This is a genomic window from Leuconostoc lactis KCTC 3528 = DSM 20202 (assembly GCF_014651235.1).
Classification (GTDB): domain Bacteria; phylum Bacillota; class Bacilli; order Lactobacillales; family Lactobacillaceae; genus Leuconostoc; species Leuconostoc lactis.
The window spans coordinates 132,343-149,530 of sequence record NZ_BMWM01000001.1 but is presented as its reverse complement, the minus strand read 5'-3'; the positions used below and the strand labels follow the sequence as shown (position 1 = coordinate 149,530).

Below are 17,188 nucleotides of genomic sequence, written 5' to 3'. Positions count from 1 at the left end.
CAGATGTATTTAAAGGAGATCAATATGACATTACTGATTGGCGTTGCCATCATTGCAGTTGTTGCCATTGTGTGGATTAGCGTGTACAACGGCTTGGTTAAGTCGCGTATGCAGACCAAAGAGGCTTGGAGCCAAATTGATGTGCAATTGAAACGACGAAATGACTTAATTCCTAATTTAGTCAATACGGTAAAAGGATATGCTGATTTTGAAAAGTCAACGTTGCAAGCTGTCACAGATGCGCGGACAAATGTGTCAAGTGCGCAAGGCCCTGCGGCCACAATGGCAGCTTCTGATCAATTGTCAAACGCCTTGACACACTTGTTTGCCGTTGCTGAAGCTTATCCTGACCTCAAGGCGAGTGCAAACTTTACGAAATTGCAAGAAGAATTAACAAATACTGAAAACAAAATTGCCTACTCACGGCAATTGTTTAACACGACAACAGCAAGCTATAACACGAAGTTGCAAGCTTTTCCTAGCAATATTATTGCCGGTATCCATCATTTTGAACCCAGCGAATTTATTGCGGTCCCTGAGTCTGAGAAAGAAGTGCCAACGGTTAAGTTTTAATGTTATATGAGCAGATACAATCCAATAAACGACGGACAGTTGGCCTTTTGCTTGGTTTTTTAATCCTAGTTGGGCTTGTTGGGGCTGCGGTTGGTTACTTGTTATTAGGTTCTTTGACAACGGGAATCGTTGGTGGGTTGGTCATTGGCGCTATTTATAGTTTATTGATGGTGAGTAATTCAACTAATTTGGTGATGACCATGAATCATGCCATTGAGGTAACACGCGCTGACCAAGCACCAGAACTTTGGCATACGGTTGAAGACATGGCCATGGTGGCACAAGTACCAATGCCACGCGTGTTTATTATTCAAGATGATAGTCCGAATGCCTTTGCGACTGGCAATAGCCCGAAAACTGCTGCTGTGGCCGTGACAACGGGGCTGCTGGCGTTAATGAATCGTCAGGAACTGGAAGGTGTGATTGCGCATGAAATGAGTCATATTCGTAACTATGATATTCGCATTGCAACAATTGCGTTAGCGTTAACAGCAGCGATTACCATGCTGACCAACTTAGGCAGTAATTGGTGGTTTTTCGCTGGCGCGAGCGGCCGTGATCGAGATAATCGCGACAATAATAGTGGTGGCGGGCAGATTCTTATTTTTGTCTTGTCACTGGCGGTCATGATGTTTGCACCGTTAGTTGCAGCGATCATTCAAATGGCTATTTCACGTAACCGTGAATACTTAGCAGATGCGGGCAGTGTGGCGTTAACCCGTAATCCGCAAGAATTGATTGCAGCGTTACGTAAATTAGACAGTGCCCCACCAATGCAAGATGTTGATCCATCATCGGCGGCGCTCTATATTAGTAACCCATTAGAAAAGAAAGCGCATCTTTTTGATACACATCCACCGATTGCAGAACGGATTGCCCGTTTAGAGAAAATGTAAAAACATTGGCTAATTTCAGCCAATGTTTTTTTGTTGTAAATGCGTATACCAAATTTTAATTGTTATGATAGAATAAAGATAATTAAGAAAGTTTAAAGTTTGTTGCAAAGAGAGGGATTCGGTATGGAAAGAATTGATAAACAAATCGTTGCATCCGGGTTGGGCTTACTGAGTGTTGCCGGTCTTGGTACTGGCTTAGCACACGCTGATGCAGTCCAACGGGCAGTTAATCAGGCTGTTGTGTCACTATCTGGACAAGGCAAAGTTATACAGACGAGTGTGACCGCGACGGCACCATTAAAAATTGCCACGGGTAAAATCGTGGCGTCGACACCGACAACGCCATAAGCTGTCGTCACCACAAAACCAGAGATTTATCGCGTACAATATGGCGATTCACTCTGGGACATCGCCAAAGCGCATGATGTTAGTGTGGCAGAACTGGTGGCGAATAATCAAGGTTCTGACTTGATTTCTGTGGGCCAACAGTTGGTAATCCCAACAACACAGGCAACCGCATCACCATCAGTTGTCGATACACAACCTGTCGCACCAACCATTGCTGCTGACCAAACAACAGTCAGTGCGTCTGCGAGCGTAGCAGTAGAAACAACAACGCCAAGTGATGTGACAGTGCAACCAGTACCCGAACAACCGGCATCAGCACCATTTGTGCAACCTAATCAACCAACCGCGACTGAACCAGTGACGCGTCCGGTAACTGATTCGGCAACGTTGACGACTGGCACAACGGCCAGTGATGCAGTGGATTTGGTGGTGTCATCAGGGGATCAGTTACGTCAACCAACGTCATCAACAGTCGCGCAACCCACAGAAAATAATCACCAATCTGATGTGAACGTGGACAATACATCAGATCATGTTGCAACTGATGCCAAGCCGGCACAGCCCGTGACGTTACCAACAAACACGCCAACGGTATCAAATGCAACGCCAAGTGTTGTGGCATTAGCACAATCGTTGACGCAACAACACATTCCGTATGCTTGGGGTGGCGACGACTTGGCTGGTTTTGATTGTTCAGGACTTGTGCGCTATGTTTTCCAGCAAGCAATTGGTAAAACGCTATCACATTCTTCGGTAGCACAAGAAGGTTACGTTCAAAAGAAAGCGGTAGCTGATGCCAAACCAGGTGATTTGCTCTTTTGGGGAACGCCAGGGGCTAGTTATCATGTGGCCATTTATATTGGTAATCAAGCCTATGTGACGGCCCCAGGTCCAGGCGAAACCGTACGTGTTGAAACCATTTCATCTGCATTTATGCCAAGTTTTGCCGGGCAATTTTAGCTAGATTTCGTGAGATTAAAAGGGTTGATTTTTCTCATAAAAACCTGTAAAGTAATACCAATAACTAAATCGTTTATTTGCAGATATATCGCTGGAAAATGGCCAGCAGTTTCTACCACGCCCCAAAAGTCGTGACTATCCGCAAGTGTTAGCTCGTATCTTTAATACTGGCCAAGCATTTGTGGATCTGTGTATCCCAAATGCTTTTTTTGTATCCAAATATCGAATTTTGTTATCTCATAATCGGCGGATCCGTTAACAATTGTGTTGACAAAAAGGCCTAACTAAACAATAAATGGTGAACACACAGTCATAATCATGGCACTGTTGTTATCACGTTTAAAATCGGAGGATCTCATGCAAAAATTTTTCTTAGACGACGAAAAGCCTAAGTTCAGCGCACGCAATAAGTTTGCCAAGATGGGCTTAACTTTTGATGATATGAAGTTGGTTTATGACGCAACTGCGCAAATCCAACCAGAAGATGTATCAGTCAGCACGGTGTTGACGCCAACGTTAAAGTTACAATTGCCTTTGATTTCAGCTGCAATGGACACGGTTACAGAAGCGCGTTTTGCCACAGAATTGGCGAAATTAGGTGGCTTAGGTGTTGTGCATAAGAATATGACTATTGCAGAACAAGCAGATGAAATTCGTGCCGTTAAAACGGCTACTTTTGATCAGACGGCATTCCCTAATGCTGCGGTTGATGCCCAAGCGCGTTTGCTAGTGGCGGGTGCGGTCGGTGTGACGTCAGATACAGTCAAGCGTGTTGAAGCAATGGTTGCTGCCGGCGTTGATGCGATTGTTTTGGATTCAGCACATGGTCATTCTGAAGGTGTGTTGCGTAAAGTGTCTGAAGTGCGTGAGGCCTTTCCAGAATTAAACATTATTGCGGGTAATATTGCCACAACGGCTGGTGCAGCTGCTTTGTATGAAGCTGGTGCTGACGTGGTTAAAGTTGGTATTGGCCCTGGTTCAATCTGCACAACCCGTGTCGTTGCTGGTATCGGTGTACCACAACTTTCAGCAGTTCGTGATGCTGCTGAAGAAGGTGCTCGTCGTGGCAAGTCAATCATCGCTGATGGTGGGGCCAAGACGGCGGAAGATATTATTAAAGCTTTGGCTTCTGGTGGTAATGCTGTGATGCTTGGTTCAATGTTTTCTGGGACAGCAGAAACACCAGGAGAAGTCTTTGAAGATAACGGTAAGCAATACAAGACATACCGTGGGATGGGGTCAATTGCAGCCATGGAAGCCGGTTCAAAGGATCGTTATTTCCAAGGCGAAGTCAATGAAGCGAAGAAAATGGTACCCGAAGGTATTGAAGCGCGTGTGGCCTATAAGGGTGCTTTGGCTGATGTGTTAGGGACAATGATGGCAGAAATTCGTGAAGAAATGGCCAAAGTTGGTGAACAATCAATCGATGATTTGACAAAGGGCCACCGAATTATGCGTGATATCCAAGTAATTGATTATGAAGCAGAACGTGACAACGTGAAAAAGACGATCACGATCCCAACCTTTTAATGACAAATTCACGGAGAAAAAACATGTCTGAAAATACTGAAATTATGGGCCTAGGCTATGATCAAGTCTTGCTAGTGCCTGGTGCATCAAATGTTTTGCCGCATACCGTGTCATTGGCGACACAACTTGCAGATAACTTTACACTCAATATCCCACTGATTGCAGAAGCCAATGGCACAGCCACGGATAGCCGTGTTGCTGCGACTGCGCTAAATGGTGGTCTTGGTGTCATTGCCGAACAAGAAGATATTGCTGCACAAGCGGCTGCAGTTGCGGCTGCTAAAGCAACAGTGGTTGACTTGGATAAGTATCCAAAAGCCTTTTTGGATGCCCAAGGTCGCGTACGTGTTGCGGCTGAAGTTTGGTTGACAACTGGGGCTCAAGAACGCGTAGCCGAACTCGTTGCAGCCGGTGCTGATGCGATTTTCTTCTACTTGCAAGCTGGCTTGAACAAAGAAACTAATGATATTGTTAAAGCGGTACGTAAAGCCTTTCCAACGACGTTTATCGCTGTTGGGGTGGTTGAAGATCAAGGTATTGCTGGTGCGCTTTATCAAGACGGTGTCGATGCCGTGATTGCTGGTCGTTCAGTCGATTCACAATTACCAAACAACGCCTTTTACCCATTCTTGACGACGACAATGGCCATTGCTGAAGTGGCAGCTGACTATGATAAGGCAGTGATTGCCACTGGTGGCGTACACTATTCAGGTGACGTTGTGAAAGCTATTTCTGCTGGTGCTGATGCCATTTTGGTAGCTGATTTACTGAAGGGTGAAGTACTAGAAGCAGACGGTACATTTGCTGGTGGTGACATGTCGATTGATGATGCGATTTTCCAAGCAGACGGTGGTTTGCGTGCGGGGATGGGCTATACTGGTTCGTCAACGATTGTCGAGCTTAAGCTAACAGCACAATTTGTTCAAATTACGGATAATGGTCTGCGCGAATCACATCCACACGATGTTGAAATCACTAAAATCGCGCCAAATTACGCGCAATAAATTCGCGCAAATGCGCATAATGGATAAAAGGGAGTACAATGCATGGCTAATGTAAACGCCGATAAAGTTCTTGTACTAGACTACGGTAGCCAATATAACCAACTGATTACCCGCCGCATTCGTGAAATGGGTGTTTTTTCTGAATTAAAGTCACGCAACATGACGGCCGATGAAGTGAAGGCCTATAATCCAAAAGCGATTATCTTGTCTGGTGGCCCTAAGTCGGTCTATGAAGAAGATGCTTTTACGATTGATAATGACATCTTTGAATTGGGTATTCCAGTATTGGGTGTCTGCTACGGGATGCAACTCATGGCTCAGAACTTGGGTGGTAAAGTTGAAGCAAACCCTGGTAACGGGGAATTTGGGCAAACAGTATTACACCAAACAGATACAGCTGGCTTGTTGTTTGCTAACACACCAGCAGATCAAACGGTCTTGATGAGCCATTCAGATAACGTTGTGGCTTTGCCAGAAGGTTTTGTTGTCGCTGGTGGTTCTGATAAGACACCGATTGCAGCAATTGCCAACGATGAACGTCGTCTGTATGGTGTACAATTCCACGCCGAAACAACCTTATCTGACCATGGTAAGCAAATTTTGCACAATTTTGTGTTTGATATTGCTGGCGCAGAAGCAAACTGGGATATGAGTGGCTTCATCGACGAACAAATTGCACGTATTCGTGAAGTGGTTGGCGACAAGAAAGTTTTGCTCGGTCTATCTGGTGGGGTGGATTCGTCAGTTGTCGGTGTTTTGTTGCATAAAGCAATTGGTGACCAATTGACATCAATCTTTGTGGATCATGGTTTGTTGCGTAAGAATGAAGCGGAACAAGTGATGGAAATGATGGGCAAGCAATTTGGTTTGAACATTATTAAGGTCGATGCGCAAGAACGTTTCTTATCAAAGTTGGCTGGCGCCACTGATCCAGAACAAAAGCGTAAGATCATTGGCAATGAATTCATTGAAGTCTTTAATGATGAAGCGGCTAAGCTCAAAGATATCGACTTCTTGGCGCAAGGTACTTTGTATACTGATGTGATTGAATCAGGTACTGATACAGCTCAAACCATCAAGTCACACCATAACGTGGGTGGCTTGCCAGAAGATATGCAATTCCAGTTGATTGAACCATTGAACACGTTGTTCAAGGATGAAGTTCGTGAATTGGGTGAAGCTTTGGATATGCCACATGAAATGGTATGGCGTCAGCCATTCCCAGGTCCTGGTTTGGGGATCCGTATCTTAGGTGATATCACGGAAGATAAGCTTGAAATCGTCCGTGAATCAGATTGGATTCTCCGCGATGAAATCGCTAAGGCTGGGCTTGAAGGTGACGTTTGGCAATACTTTACCGTGTTGACTGGTGTGCGTTCAGTTGGTGTGATGGGTGACTATCGCACATACGATTATACAATCGCAATTCGTGCCATTACGTCAGTTGATGGTATGACAGCTGACTTTGCGCAATTGCCATGGGAATTGTTGCAAAAGATTTCTGCCCGCATTGTCAATGAAGTGGGGCACATTAACCGCGTTGTCTATGACATCACGGCTAAGCCACCAGCTACCGTTGAATGGGAATAAAAATAGCCCCCTAATAACGCGGGTTACAGGCGTTTCTGGGGACATTTGGGGTAATTAAAAGTATCATTTAAGGTCACGTATAGGCATGCTATACGTGACCTTTTTGATTAAAACAAGCCAACAATTCGTTGATGACGATTCAGTTTTGATAAAGGTTTGACAAAAATAATGAGATTGTGACATATTTTACTTGTAGCACGACGCTGCGTCAGCCCAGCACAAACCGTCTTTTTGTTTTATTTAGTATGCTGCAAAGCAATTTTTTCTATATATTTTTATTTTCCATATATTTTATTTGAGACGTTATCAAAAAACGATTTGTGAAAGATGTCTTAGGGGTGTGCTGGGTTTTAAAATTATCATGCGCCAGGTACTTGATGTCATTGAGTACCTGGCGTTTTTTTTGTATTGTAAAAAAATTGAGAAGTCAATTTTTACAAGTATTATCATCTCTGCGGTATAATAACTGTGTAGCGATGGCGTGATTCATATTGCTGCTACCCCAGCAGATAGCTTAAGAACATGATTTAATCCTACCCTATCTCCTTTCAGCTTATTGACCAATAGCTGCTGTTTGCTGGGGTCTTTTTTATGTGATGGTCAGTCAAAGCAATACGTTAAAAATATATCGGCCTTTTGATAATACTGGTCGATATCGCTTGTATTGTCTTGATTTATGGTAAAATAGGTAGGTATATAGTGCAAAATAATCTGAGGGCATTTATGGCGATTCATTATCCTGCTGGTATTCGACGTACCGCAACAGCAGCCAATCAAGTTCGGGTTGGGAAGACAACTAAAAAGGCCTTAACGTTTGGTAAACGTGGCATGGGGTTAGAAGAAGAGATTAACCTCGCAAATGCCTATTACTTAGCGAACGAGCTGGCTGTCATACATAAAAAGCCAACCCCAATTACGATTGTGAAAGTGGACTATCCTGCTCGTGCTGCCGCCAAGATTACTGAGGCTTATTTTAAGCAAGCGTCGACAACTGATTATAATGGTGTGTATCAGGGTCGGTATCTTGATTTTGATGCGAAAGAGACAAAAAATAAGACGTCTTTTCCGTTGAAAAATTTTCATGAACATCAGATTGTGCATTTGGCGCAAGTGCTGGCACAAAATGGGATCGGCTTTGTTTTAATTAAGTTTACAACGTTAGATGAAACTTACGTCTATCCGGCCAGATACTTAATTGAACAGTGGCAACGCCTGCAAGGTAAACAATCAATTCCGTATCAAGCAATCGTGCGTGATGGTTTTAGAGTCCCACACAGCCTGAACCCCAGTTTGGATTATTTAAAAGCAGTTGACCAATATTTTCAACAGCTAGAATAACATTTAGGAGTACGCCCAAAAATTATGGCAAATGATAACCAATGGTCACGTGTGAATCGTAATCAAAATTTGTATGATAATCATACTGCAACTGAGCCCCCAACGATTCCCCCGCATCACGGCAAAGGGGGTGGAACGGGCGGTTCAAAGCCACCAAAGAAGCGTAAATCTTGGCGACGGATCCTCTTAACCGTCTTTTTATGGCTATTAACCTTAGGGTTTATCGGAGCGCTAGCTGGCGCAGCCGTCTTCTTTACTTATGCGAATGAAGCGCCTAATATTACTGAATCAAACTTAGCATCTGAAAATTCTAGCGCGATTTATGACGATCAAGGTAATCCGATTTGGAAATTGTCGACGGTGCAACGTGATTACGCAAATTCTAATGAAATTCCGAAAACGTTAAAAGAAGCAGTGGTGTCGATTGAAGATCGTCGCTTCTATAAGCACGGTGGTGTTGATCCCATTCGAATTGCCGGTGCTGCTTTAGCTAACTTACGTGGTTCAGCATTAGGGATGCAGGGTGGGTCAACTTTAACCCAGCAACTGGTGAAATTATCGGTGTTTAGTACCTCAACTGCTGATCAGACCTTAAAGCGTAAAGCGCAAGAAGCCTGGTTAGCTATGCGGGTGGAAAAGAATTTCTCAAAAGATGAAATCTTGACTTTCTACATGAACAAGGTGTACATGGGACATGGGATTTCTGGGATGAAAACGGCGGCTGAATATTTTTATGGGAAGCCGTTAACTGCACTTTCTTTGCCACAACTGGCTTTGCTTGCGGGGATGCCACAATCACCAACAAACTATGATCCGTACCTGAAAGATACGACGGCTGCTAAGACGCGTCGTGATACGGTCCTCGATGCAATGGTGAAGTATGGCGCGATTAGTCAAAAGCAAGCTGATGATGCCAAGAAAGTGCCAATTAGTGATGGCTTACAAGATATCACGGCTAAGACACAAATCGCCAATGCTGGTCGTAAAACCGTCGATGGGTACGTACAATCTGCGCTTGCTGAAGCCAAGGCGTCGGGGTATGATACGTCAAAGCCTGGTCTCAAGATTTATACGAATTTAGATTCTGATTTGCAACAAAAGATGTATGATTTAGCCAATGGTAATTCAATTGCTTTTCCATCAAATAATACGCAAATTGGGGCGACAATGACTGATCCGAATAACGGACATATCGTGGCGCAAATCGGCGGCCGTAATCAAGACATTCTTTTTGGAACGAACCATGCAACTTTGACTGGTCGTTCATCTGGTTCATCCATTAAGCCGTTGTTGGACTATGGCCCAGCCATTGAGTATCTCAACTGGCCAACGTATCGGACGGTTGAAGATAAAAAGTATAAGTACCCTGGGACAAATATTGATGTTACGGATTGGGATGGGAAATACATGGGTAATATTACCATGCGTACTGCCTTAACCCAATCACGAAACATTCCTGCCGTGCACGCTTTGGAAGCCGTTGGTGGTGAAAATGCTTCTAAGTTTATGAGTGCGATGGGTATTCAATTGAATAAGATCCCTGGTGGTCAAGATGCGATTGGTATGCCACTGTCAACAGTTCAAGAAGCTGGTGCGTTTGGGGCCATCGCCAATGGTGGCACGTACTACAAACCAACTTATATTTCAAAGGTTGTGACTGCGGATGGGACGACCCATAACTACAGTGTGTCGGGTAAGCGGGCAATGAAGTCAAGTACGGCCTTTATGTTGACTGACATGATGAAAGGCGTCATTAAGCCAAATGCGACGGCAGCTGATGCGATGATTTCTGGCCTACATCAAGCCGGGAAGTCTGGGTTGGTTGGTTTCGGTGATGGGGAACAAATGCCGGATCGTGCCATTAAAGATGCTTGGTTTACTGGGTTCACAAGATCTTATGTCTTGTCAGCATGGACTGGTTATGATGATAATTCTCAAGGTTATATTCCTTGGGCATACCAAGATTTGCCAGCACAGTACTATCAAAAGGTGATGTCATATGCGATGCAAAACAAGCCGAACTCGGATTGGAAGATGCCGGACACGGTCACACCAAAAATCAATGGTAATATTGTGGAATATGAAGTGAAAAATGCGAAGTGGAGTAATGGTGGTTTGCCAACGGTGACATCTGCGTCACAGTCTGGCGAAACACCAAGTGAAGCTGGTATTCCAGCTGGCGCTGCCTCGGTTGGTTCGTCAAACAGCAACAACTAGTATTAAAAAAACTTGCGTGAGCAGGTTTTTTATTTTAGAGAGGGTTTATGTCAAGATTATGGGTAACCGGCTATCGTAGCTATGAAATCGGTACATTTGGTGAAAAAGATCCTAAAATTACGGTGGTGAAATACGCCCTGGAACAAGTGATCCGTCAGCAACTAGATCTGGGATTGAAATGGGTGATTACTGGTGGCCAACTGGGGGTGGAACAGTGGAGTGTGGCTGTTGCGCTGAGTCTGAAAGCAGAGTTTCCCCAATTAAAAGTGGCGATGATGTATCCATTCCAACAGTTTGGGCAGCAATGGCAAGAAAATAATCAGGCGCAGTTGCGGCAATTAGCAGCGCAGTGTGATTTTGTAGATAGCGTCTCGCAGGCACCGTATCAAGGGCCGCAGCAATTAAAGAACTATCAAAAATTTATGCTCTCGCATACGGATGCGGCACTATTAGTTTACGATCCTGATTTTGAAGGCAAAACACGGTATGATCTCCAAGCCATTGAACAGCAGCAAGCCACCATGCCATATCCATTAACGACGATTGATATGTATAGCTTGCAAGAATATGCGACTGAATATGAAGAAAAATTAGCAGAAAATCAAGCATTTCCAGAATAGTCATGCAATTTTCTTGTCAATGGCGCGTTTTATTGGTAATATAGATTAAGTAAAAAAATAAATGAGGTGTGCACTTGTGGAACAAGTAAAATACACGCAAAAAGACATTTTAGAGCGCGTTTTTAAGCAAAAGCGTATGGGTGTTGGTTATGACCCAGCAGACGTGGACAGTTTCTTGGATGACATCATCAAAGATTATGGTGCCTTCACTGGTCGTATTGAACAGTTGCAAGGTGAAGTTGCCCGTTTGCAGACAGCCTTGAAGGCTTCGCAAGAACAACTTGTCGCATTGAAGCAACAAGCTGTACAACCGGTTACACCAGAGGCACCTGTCGCTGTTGAAGCAACTGTTGTTGAATCACCAAAGGCTGAACAAGTCGTGACAAACCTTGATTTGATCAAGCGTGTTGCCAACTTGGAACGTGCTGTCTTTGGTCCAGGGGCAGAAAACCTTTAAATCGTCAGAATCACGGACGATTATCATCATGAATGATTATTTTTTTGTAAGCATTGGGTAATTGCGCGTTATATTTCTAACGTGAGGAAGGTCCATGCTCGCACAACCTGTGATGGTTGTAGTGTTTGTGCTGGGATAAAGAATAAACCCAGGGGCAGTAATGTCACGGCGGTCGAACAGGCTAAGGCTTAGGCTATGTCTTAATAGGCTCGAAGGTGCCATAGAAACGTATACGTTAGTGAAAGCTAGCGTTTGAGACGAGGTAAACCCCGCAAGCGGGCAACCCAAACTTTTGGTAGGGGCGGCTAATCTAGCGAACTGAAGCGATGGTTGGTATGGTTTGGCGACAAACTTAGATAGATGATTACCGAAGGTGATATGTACCTGCGTATCACTGGAACAAAACATGGCCTATAGATGCTTACATCAGGTGACGTCACATTGTGGCGTCTTTTTTTGTATACAAAAAAGTGGCAATATACAGGATATGATTGCATATCATCAAAATTTTATTGCATAAAAATTCATATCAGGTTATGATTAGTTACGTTAATTGTTGATGGGAGATTTAAAAGTATGAAGTTTAAAAAGATGAAACAGCTGCTAATGGTCTTGGTTAGCATGATGTTGCTCATACCAACGTTGTTGGTCTTTGTGCCAAAAGCGCATGCGGATGACACGGATGCAACATACGCCAAAATTAAAAAGAATGGTGTCTTAGTTGTCGGGATGTCAGCTGATTATGCACCGTTTGAATTTCACACGACGATCAATGGTCGTGATGAGATTGTCGGTTTTGAAGTTGCCATGGCCAAGCAACTTGCCAAAGATTTAGGCGTTAAGATGCAAATCAAGGAAATGGGCTTTGATGGCTTAATCGGCGCGTTGCAAACGGGTAAGATTGACGTCATTATTTCTGGTATTAATGCGACGCCAGAACGTGAACAGGTGGTGTCTTTTTCAAAACCTTACATGTCACCGAAACAAACGGTGTTGATTCTCAAGAAAAATGCCCCACAGTTTACGACTGATGTGAGTTCTTTTGCGGGTAAGAAGGTTGGGGCGCAACGCCAAACAACCCAAGAGACATTTGTGCAAGAGAACATGGCAAACTCAAAGTTGGTTAGTTTGCAAAAAGTACCCGATCTTGTGTCACAATTGTCTGCAGGTAAGATTGCCGGTGTTGTCTTAAATGATCCAATTTCAGAAGCGTATGCGCAGCAAAATAAGGCCTTAGCGGTTATTTATCCAAAGCCAAACGAATCTGAAGGGGCGGTTTCTATCGCTATGCCAAAGAATTCGCCAGTTTTGCAAGCCAAAATCAACGCTGCAATTGATCAAATGGTCTCATCTGGTCAACTCAATAAATTCAAAAAAGAAGCGAACACATTGATGTTTGCCAAGCAATCATTCTGGGCAAAGTATGGGAACTTGTTTGTCAAGGGGACTTTGATTACCTTGGCCTTAGCAGCAGTTGCCGTCATTATCGGTGTTGTTTTGGGGACGATTTTAGCCCTCTTTAAGTTATCACCAAACTTTATTTTAAGAGTGATTGGTAATGTTTACGTTGAATATGTCCGTGGGACACCGTTGTTGGTCCAAGCGTTCATGGTCTTCTTCGGAACACAAGTGATTGGCTTAAACCTATCAGCTTTTGCCGCCGGTTCACTGGCAATGGGCTTGAATTCAGCTGCGTATGTTGCTGAAATTATTCGTTCCGGTATTAACTCGGTTGATGGCGGGCAAACAGAAGCTGCGCGATCACTTGGTTTGTCAAAGCGTAAAACAATGCGTTTCATTGTGTTACCACAAGCGGTTAAGAATATCTTACCTGCTTTGGGAAACGAGTTTGTAACAGTCATTAAGGAAGGTTCTGTTGTCTCCGTCATCGGTGTTGGTGAATTGATGTTCCAAACAGGGGTGGTACAAGGTGCTAGCTTTAAGCCATTCTTCCCACTTTTGATTGCGTCATTCATTTACTTTATATTAACCTTTACGATTAGTCGTGCCCTGGGTTATGCTGAAAAGCGTATGGCACGTACCAGTCGCTAATGTGCAAAACGGTTTGACATTTTGTCAAACCGTTTTTTAATTGCAAGATAGAAAACGAATATTCAGGTTTTGGCATTACGGAAACGCTTACAAAGCAAACGTTCGTTTATCAAGCTTAAATTAACGGTAACGTTCGTGTATAGCGAACGTTTTTTTAATTTGTGTGAATTTTCTTATTTAAAATCGTACTATTTTGCGCTTTTTTCTGTTAAATTTAAATAGCAGACGAACGAATAATTAATGTTAGATTGAATTATCGTTAAAACACGAACAATGGAGGGTATTATGCCACAAGTCGCGGTAGTCATGGGATCAACGAGTGATTGGCCAACAATGAAGCAAACAGTCAAATTATTGGAGACGTTGGGCGTCACCTATGAAAAGCATGTGATTTCAGCTCATCGCATGCCAGAGCAGTTGCAAGCCTTTGGGCAAGCAGCACAGGACAAGGGGTTACAAGTGATCATTGCAGGTGCTGGCGGTGCAGCGCATTTACCTGGTATGCTAGCGGCCAATACGCTAGTGCCAGTTATTGGCGTACCGATGCAGTCACGGGCACTCAATGGTTTGGATTCACTCTTGTCAATTGTACAAATGCCAGCTGGTATACCAGTCGCTACGGTGGCCATCGGTGAAGCAGGCGCCAAGAACGCAGCGATCTTAGCAGCGCAAATTGTCGCGCAAGGCCAGCCAGCCATTTTGGCTAATTTGATGGCGTACCGTGCCAAGCAAACCCAACAATCGATTGATAGTGAGGCTGACCTCGTATGACCAATCTTATTTTGCCACCGGCAACTATCGGCATTATTGGCGGTGGCCAACTTGGCCAAATGATGGCAATCGCCGCAAAGACCATGGGCTATAAAGTTGGTGTGCTTGATCCAACCTCAGCTGCACCGGCAGGCCAAGTGGCCGATTTTCAAATCGTGGCTGCCTATGATGATCAAGCAGCAATCGATGAGTTAGCTGCCCGCAGTGATGTGTTGACTTACGAATTTGAAAACGTCGACGTGACGGCACTGGCGAAACATGCTGATTTAGTGCCACAAGGGACTAAATTACTAGAAATTACCAGTAATCGTTTAACTGAGAAGACGTTTATCCGTGATGTGGCGAAAGTCCCAGTTGCGCAATTTATGGCCATCCACTCCGCCAAAGAATTTGCCGATGCGATTGGTCGGATTACCTTACCAGCCATTTTAAAAACCGTCAGTGGTGGTTATGATGGCCACGGACAATGGTCAGTTGACAATGAAGCGGATGTGGCGGCTCTTTTGGCTGATTTTCCTACAGGCACGCTGATTTTGGAACAACGCGTCCCATTTAAAAAAGAATTAAGTATCATGGTGACACGTGATGCTAATGATCGCGTGGTCTTTTGGCCCATTGTAGAAAACGTCCATGTCAATCATATTTTAAAAACCAGTGCTGCCCCAGCCGTGTTAAGTGCGGCCGATACAGCCAAAATTCAACAAATCGCAACGAGTATTGCCAATAGCTTGTCCTTACGTGGCGTGTTGGGCATTGAATTGTTTGTCAGTGATGATCATGTGTGGGTCAATGAACTGGCGCCACGCCCGCATAACTCAGGACATTACACCATTGAAGCGACGAATATTTCTCAATTTGAGGGGCATATTCGTAGTATTACTGGCTTATCACTGCCAGTGATTACCGCGCAAGCACCAGCCCTCATGCTTAATCTTTTGGGCGATGAAATCCAGCAAGCACGGGAAGATTTCGTCAATCATCCGGAATGGCATTTCCATGATTATGGCAAGGCAGCGATCAAACGTGATCGTAAAATGGGGCATATTACGGTGATTGGTGATGATAATAGCCAGAAACTATATGAATGGAGTCAGACACATGACCAGCGTTGAATTTGAAAATCGTGAGATTACACAAGCCACTCTTAAATATACGGGTAAAGCCAAACAGGTTTATACCACCAATGACCCAGAAATTTTATGGGTGCATTATCTTGATCAAGCCACTGCTTTAAACGGTAAAGTCAAGGAAACGATTACTGGTAAAGGGGAGCTTAATAGTGCCATTAGCCAGTTATTATTTGACTATTTGACGCGACACGGGATTGATAATCACTACTTGAAGTCGATTTCAGCCACCGATGAATTGGTGACGGCCGTAGACATTTTGCCAATTGAAGTTGTGACGCGTAACTATGCCTCAGGACACTTTGTCAGCAAGTTTGCTGCCACACCAATGCAAGCCTTAACGCCGGTGGTGCAAGAATTTTATTTCAAGTCGGATGCCCTAGATGATCCGTTCATGAATGATTCTCAGATTTTGGCGTTGGGTCATGCGACTGCCGCTGAATTGGCCCAATTACGTCAAAAATCACAAGATGTTAACCAATTACTCAGCGTGCTTTTTGAACAAGTTGGCATTCGGCTGGTTGATTTCAAACTAGAATTTGGCCGTACAGTCGCTGGCAAAATTATCTTAGCCGATGAACTATCACCCGACAACATGCGTTTAGTGGATATTGCCACTGGTAAGTCATTAGATAAAGATGTTTTCCGCCAACACACAGGTGATGTCACGGTTGGCTATCACGACGTCCTCACACGATTACAGGAAGCGATTTAAGGAGAGAAAAAATGTATTTAGCAAAGATTTATGTGACTTATAAACCCTCAATTTTGGACCCACAAGGTGAAGTCATCAAAGCAGCCCTCCAACGTATGGATTACGCCGGTGTTGAACAAGTGGCGCAAGGTAAGTATTTTGAAGTGAAGTTGCATGCTAAGGATGTTGATACAGCGACAGCAGAAGTTGAAAGCTTTACGGATGCGTTGTTGATTAATCAAAATACAGAAACGTATCGCTTTGATTTGAGTTTAGTTGAAGATGAGGTGACTGCATGAAGGCCGCAGTAATTAGTTTTCCTGGCTCAAACTGTGATTTTGATATGCTCTATGCTTTACAAGATTTCGGTGTTGATGCGCAAATTATTTCCGCAAAAGCCAATGATTTAACTGGCTTTGATGCCATTTTTTTGCCAGGTGGCTTTTCATATGGCGATTACTTGCGAACTGGGGCGATTGCCCGTTTTTCACCAATTATGAGTGCGGTGACGCAAGCAGCCAATGACGGGAAGTTGATTGTTGGGATTTGCAATGGTTTCCAAATTTTAACTGAGGCCGGTTTGTTACCAGGTCAATTATTGGTTAATGCGACCCCTGGTTTTATCTGTGATGAAGTGCCACTCAGCATCGCTAATTCACAAACTGCCTTTACAAATGCGTATGATCCAGCAGAAACGATTATGATTCCTATTGCGCATGGTGAAGGGAATTACTATGCCGATGATGCCACTTTGGCTAAGTTAGAAGAAAATCAACAAGTTGTCTTCCGTTATGTCGAAAATCCTAATGGATCAGCCAACGATATCGCTGGGATCATGAATGAACAGGGCAATGTCTTTGGCATGATGCCACATCCTGAACGGGCAGTGGATGCTGTGACTGGTAACATTGATGGTCAAAACTTCTTCAAAAGCATTCTTTCTGGTATCTTGGCACGCGCATAGACGAGGTTGAGTCAACATCGGGGCATGCCGTTTGGCAATTATTGACG

17 protein-coding genes, 1 other RNA gene and 1 riboswitch are annotated in these 17,188 nt (G+C 44.0%); all 18 genes read left to right on the top strand.

Annotation, left to right across the window (positions count from 1 at the left end):
• The first annotated feature begins 24 nt into the window (after window positions 1-24).
• The 18 genes from IE039_RS00690 (at window position 25) to purQ (ending at window position 17,141) form a co-directional block, all read left to right on the top strand.
• Window positions 25-573 (top strand): LemA family protein, encoded by a 549-nt coding sequence (locus IE039_RS00690; RefSeq protein WP_010002631.1) that lies wholly within the window; start codon window positions 25-27, stop codon window positions 571-573.
• Window positions 573-1,469 (top strand): zinc metalloprotease HtpX, encoded by an 897-nt coding sequence (gene htpX / locus IE039_RS00685; RefSeq protein ID WP_010002633.1) that lies wholly within the window; start codon window positions 573-575, stop codon window positions 1,467-1,469. Before IE039_RS00690 ends, htpX begins: the two co-directional genes overlap by 1 nt.
• A gap of 123 nt (window positions 1,470-1,592) precedes the next feature.
• Window positions 1,593-1,817, top strand: a complete 225-nt coding sequence (locus IE039_RS00680; protein ID WP_010002635.1) for a hypothetical protein — start codon at window positions 1,593-1,595, stop codon at window positions 1,815-1,817.
• Window positions 1,818-1,901: 84 nt separating this feature from the next.
• Entirely contained in the window at window positions 1,902-2,777 is an 876-nt protein-coding gene (locus IE039_RS00675; protein WP_189428554.1) for a C40 family peptidase, read from the top strand.
• A 61-nt stretch (window positions 2,778-2,838) separates the two neighbouring features.
• A riboswitch (purine riboswitch) is annotated at window positions 2,839-2,935 on the top strand.
• Between the two features lie 199 nt (window positions 2,936-3,134).
• Complete coding sequence (gene guaB / locus IE039_RS00670) at window positions 3,135-4,307, top strand: IMP dehydrogenase (protein ID WP_010003265.1); 1,173 nt, start codon at window positions 3,135-3,137, stop codon at window positions 4,305-4,307.
• Window positions 4,308-4,330: 23 nt separating this feature from the next.
• Window positions 4,331-5,311, top strand: coding sequence for an IMP dehydrogenase (locus IE039_RS00665; protein ID WP_189428553.1), 981 nt, complete (start codon window positions 4,331-4,333; stop codon window positions 5,309-5,311).
• A 42-nt stretch (window positions 5,312-5,353) separates the two neighbouring features.
• Entirely contained in the window at window positions 5,354-6,901 is a 1,548-nt protein-coding gene (guaA, locus tag IE039_RS00660; protein WP_189428552.1) for a glutamine-hydrolyzing GMP synthase, read from the top strand.
• A gap of 723 nt (window positions 6,902-7,624) precedes the next feature.
• A complete protein-coding gene (gene recU, locus IE039_RS00655; protein WP_010002672.1) occupies window positions 7,625-8,239 on the top strand; it encodes a Holliday junction resolvase RecU in 615 nt (204 codons plus the stop codon).
• Between the two features lie 24 nt (window positions 8,240-8,263).
• Window positions 8,264-10,456, top strand: a complete 2,193-nt coding sequence (locus tag IE039_RS00650) for a transglycosylase domain-containing protein (RefSeq protein WP_189428551.1) — start codon at window positions 8,264-8,266, stop codon at window positions 10,454-10,456.
• A gap of 47 nt (window positions 10,457-10,503) precedes the next feature.
• Complete coding sequence (locus IE039_RS00645) at window positions 10,504-11,076, top strand: SLOG family protein (RefSeq protein WP_189428550.1); 573 nt, start codon at window positions 10,504-10,506, stop codon at window positions 11,074-11,076.
• 76 nt (window positions 11,077-11,152) lie between these two features.
• Window positions 11,153-11,533, top strand: coding sequence for a cell division regulator GpsB (gene gpsB, locus IE039_RS00640; RefSeq protein ID WP_010003538.1), 381 nt, complete (start codon window positions 11,153-11,155; stop codon window positions 11,531-11,533).
• Window positions 11,534-11,582: 49 nt separating this feature from the next.
• Window positions 11,583-11,952, top strand: an RNA gene (gene rnpB, locus IE039_RS00635) — RNase P RNA component class B.
• A gap of 157 nt (window positions 11,953-12,109) precedes the next feature.
• Window positions 12,110-13,585 (top strand): ABC transporter substrate-binding protein/permease, encoded by a 1,476-nt coding sequence (locus tag IE039_RS00630; protein WP_189428549.1) that lies wholly within the window; start codon window positions 12,110-12,112, stop codon window positions 13,583-13,585.
• Between the two features lie 285 nt (window positions 13,586-13,870).
• Window positions 13,871-14,356 carry a 5-(carboxyamino)imidazole ribonucleotide mutase gene (gene purE / locus IE039_RS00625; RefSeq protein WP_010006377.1) on the top strand — a complete coding sequence of 162 codons (486 nt, stop codon included), beginning with the start codon at window positions 13,871-13,873 and terminating at the stop codon, window positions 14,354-14,356.
• Window positions 14,353-15,468 (top strand): 5-(carboxyamino)imidazole ribonucleotide synthase, encoded by a 1,116-nt coding sequence (purK, locus tag IE039_RS00620; protein WP_010006379.1) that lies wholly within the window; start codon window positions 14,353-14,355, stop codon window positions 15,466-15,468. The genes purE and purK overlap by 4 nt, the downstream gene beginning before the upstream one ends.
• Window positions 15,455-16,198 carry a phosphoribosylaminoimidazolesuccinocarboxamide synthase gene (locus tag IE039_RS00615; RefSeq protein ID WP_010006381.1) on the top strand — a complete coding sequence of 248 codons (744 nt, stop codon included), beginning with the start codon at window positions 15,455-15,457 and terminating at the stop codon, window positions 16,196-16,198. The genes purK and IE039_RS00615 overlap by 14 nt, the downstream gene beginning before the upstream one ends.
• A gap of 11 nt (window positions 16,199-16,209) precedes the next feature.
• Window positions 16,210-16,476, top strand: coding sequence for a phosphoribosylformylglycinamidine synthase subunit PurS (gene purS / locus IE039_RS00610; RefSeq protein WP_010006383.1), 267 nt, complete (start codon window positions 16,210-16,212; stop codon window positions 16,474-16,476).
• Window positions 16,473-17,141: a phosphoribosylformylglycinamidine synthase subunit PurQ gene (purQ, locus tag IE039_RS00605; RefSeq protein ID WP_010006384.1), complete on the top strand. Its 669-nt coding sequence runs from the start codon at window positions 16,473-16,475 to the stop codon at window positions 17,139-17,141. The genes purS and purQ overlap by 4 nt, the downstream gene beginning before the upstream one ends.
• Window positions 17,142-17,188: the final 47 nt, after the last annotated feature.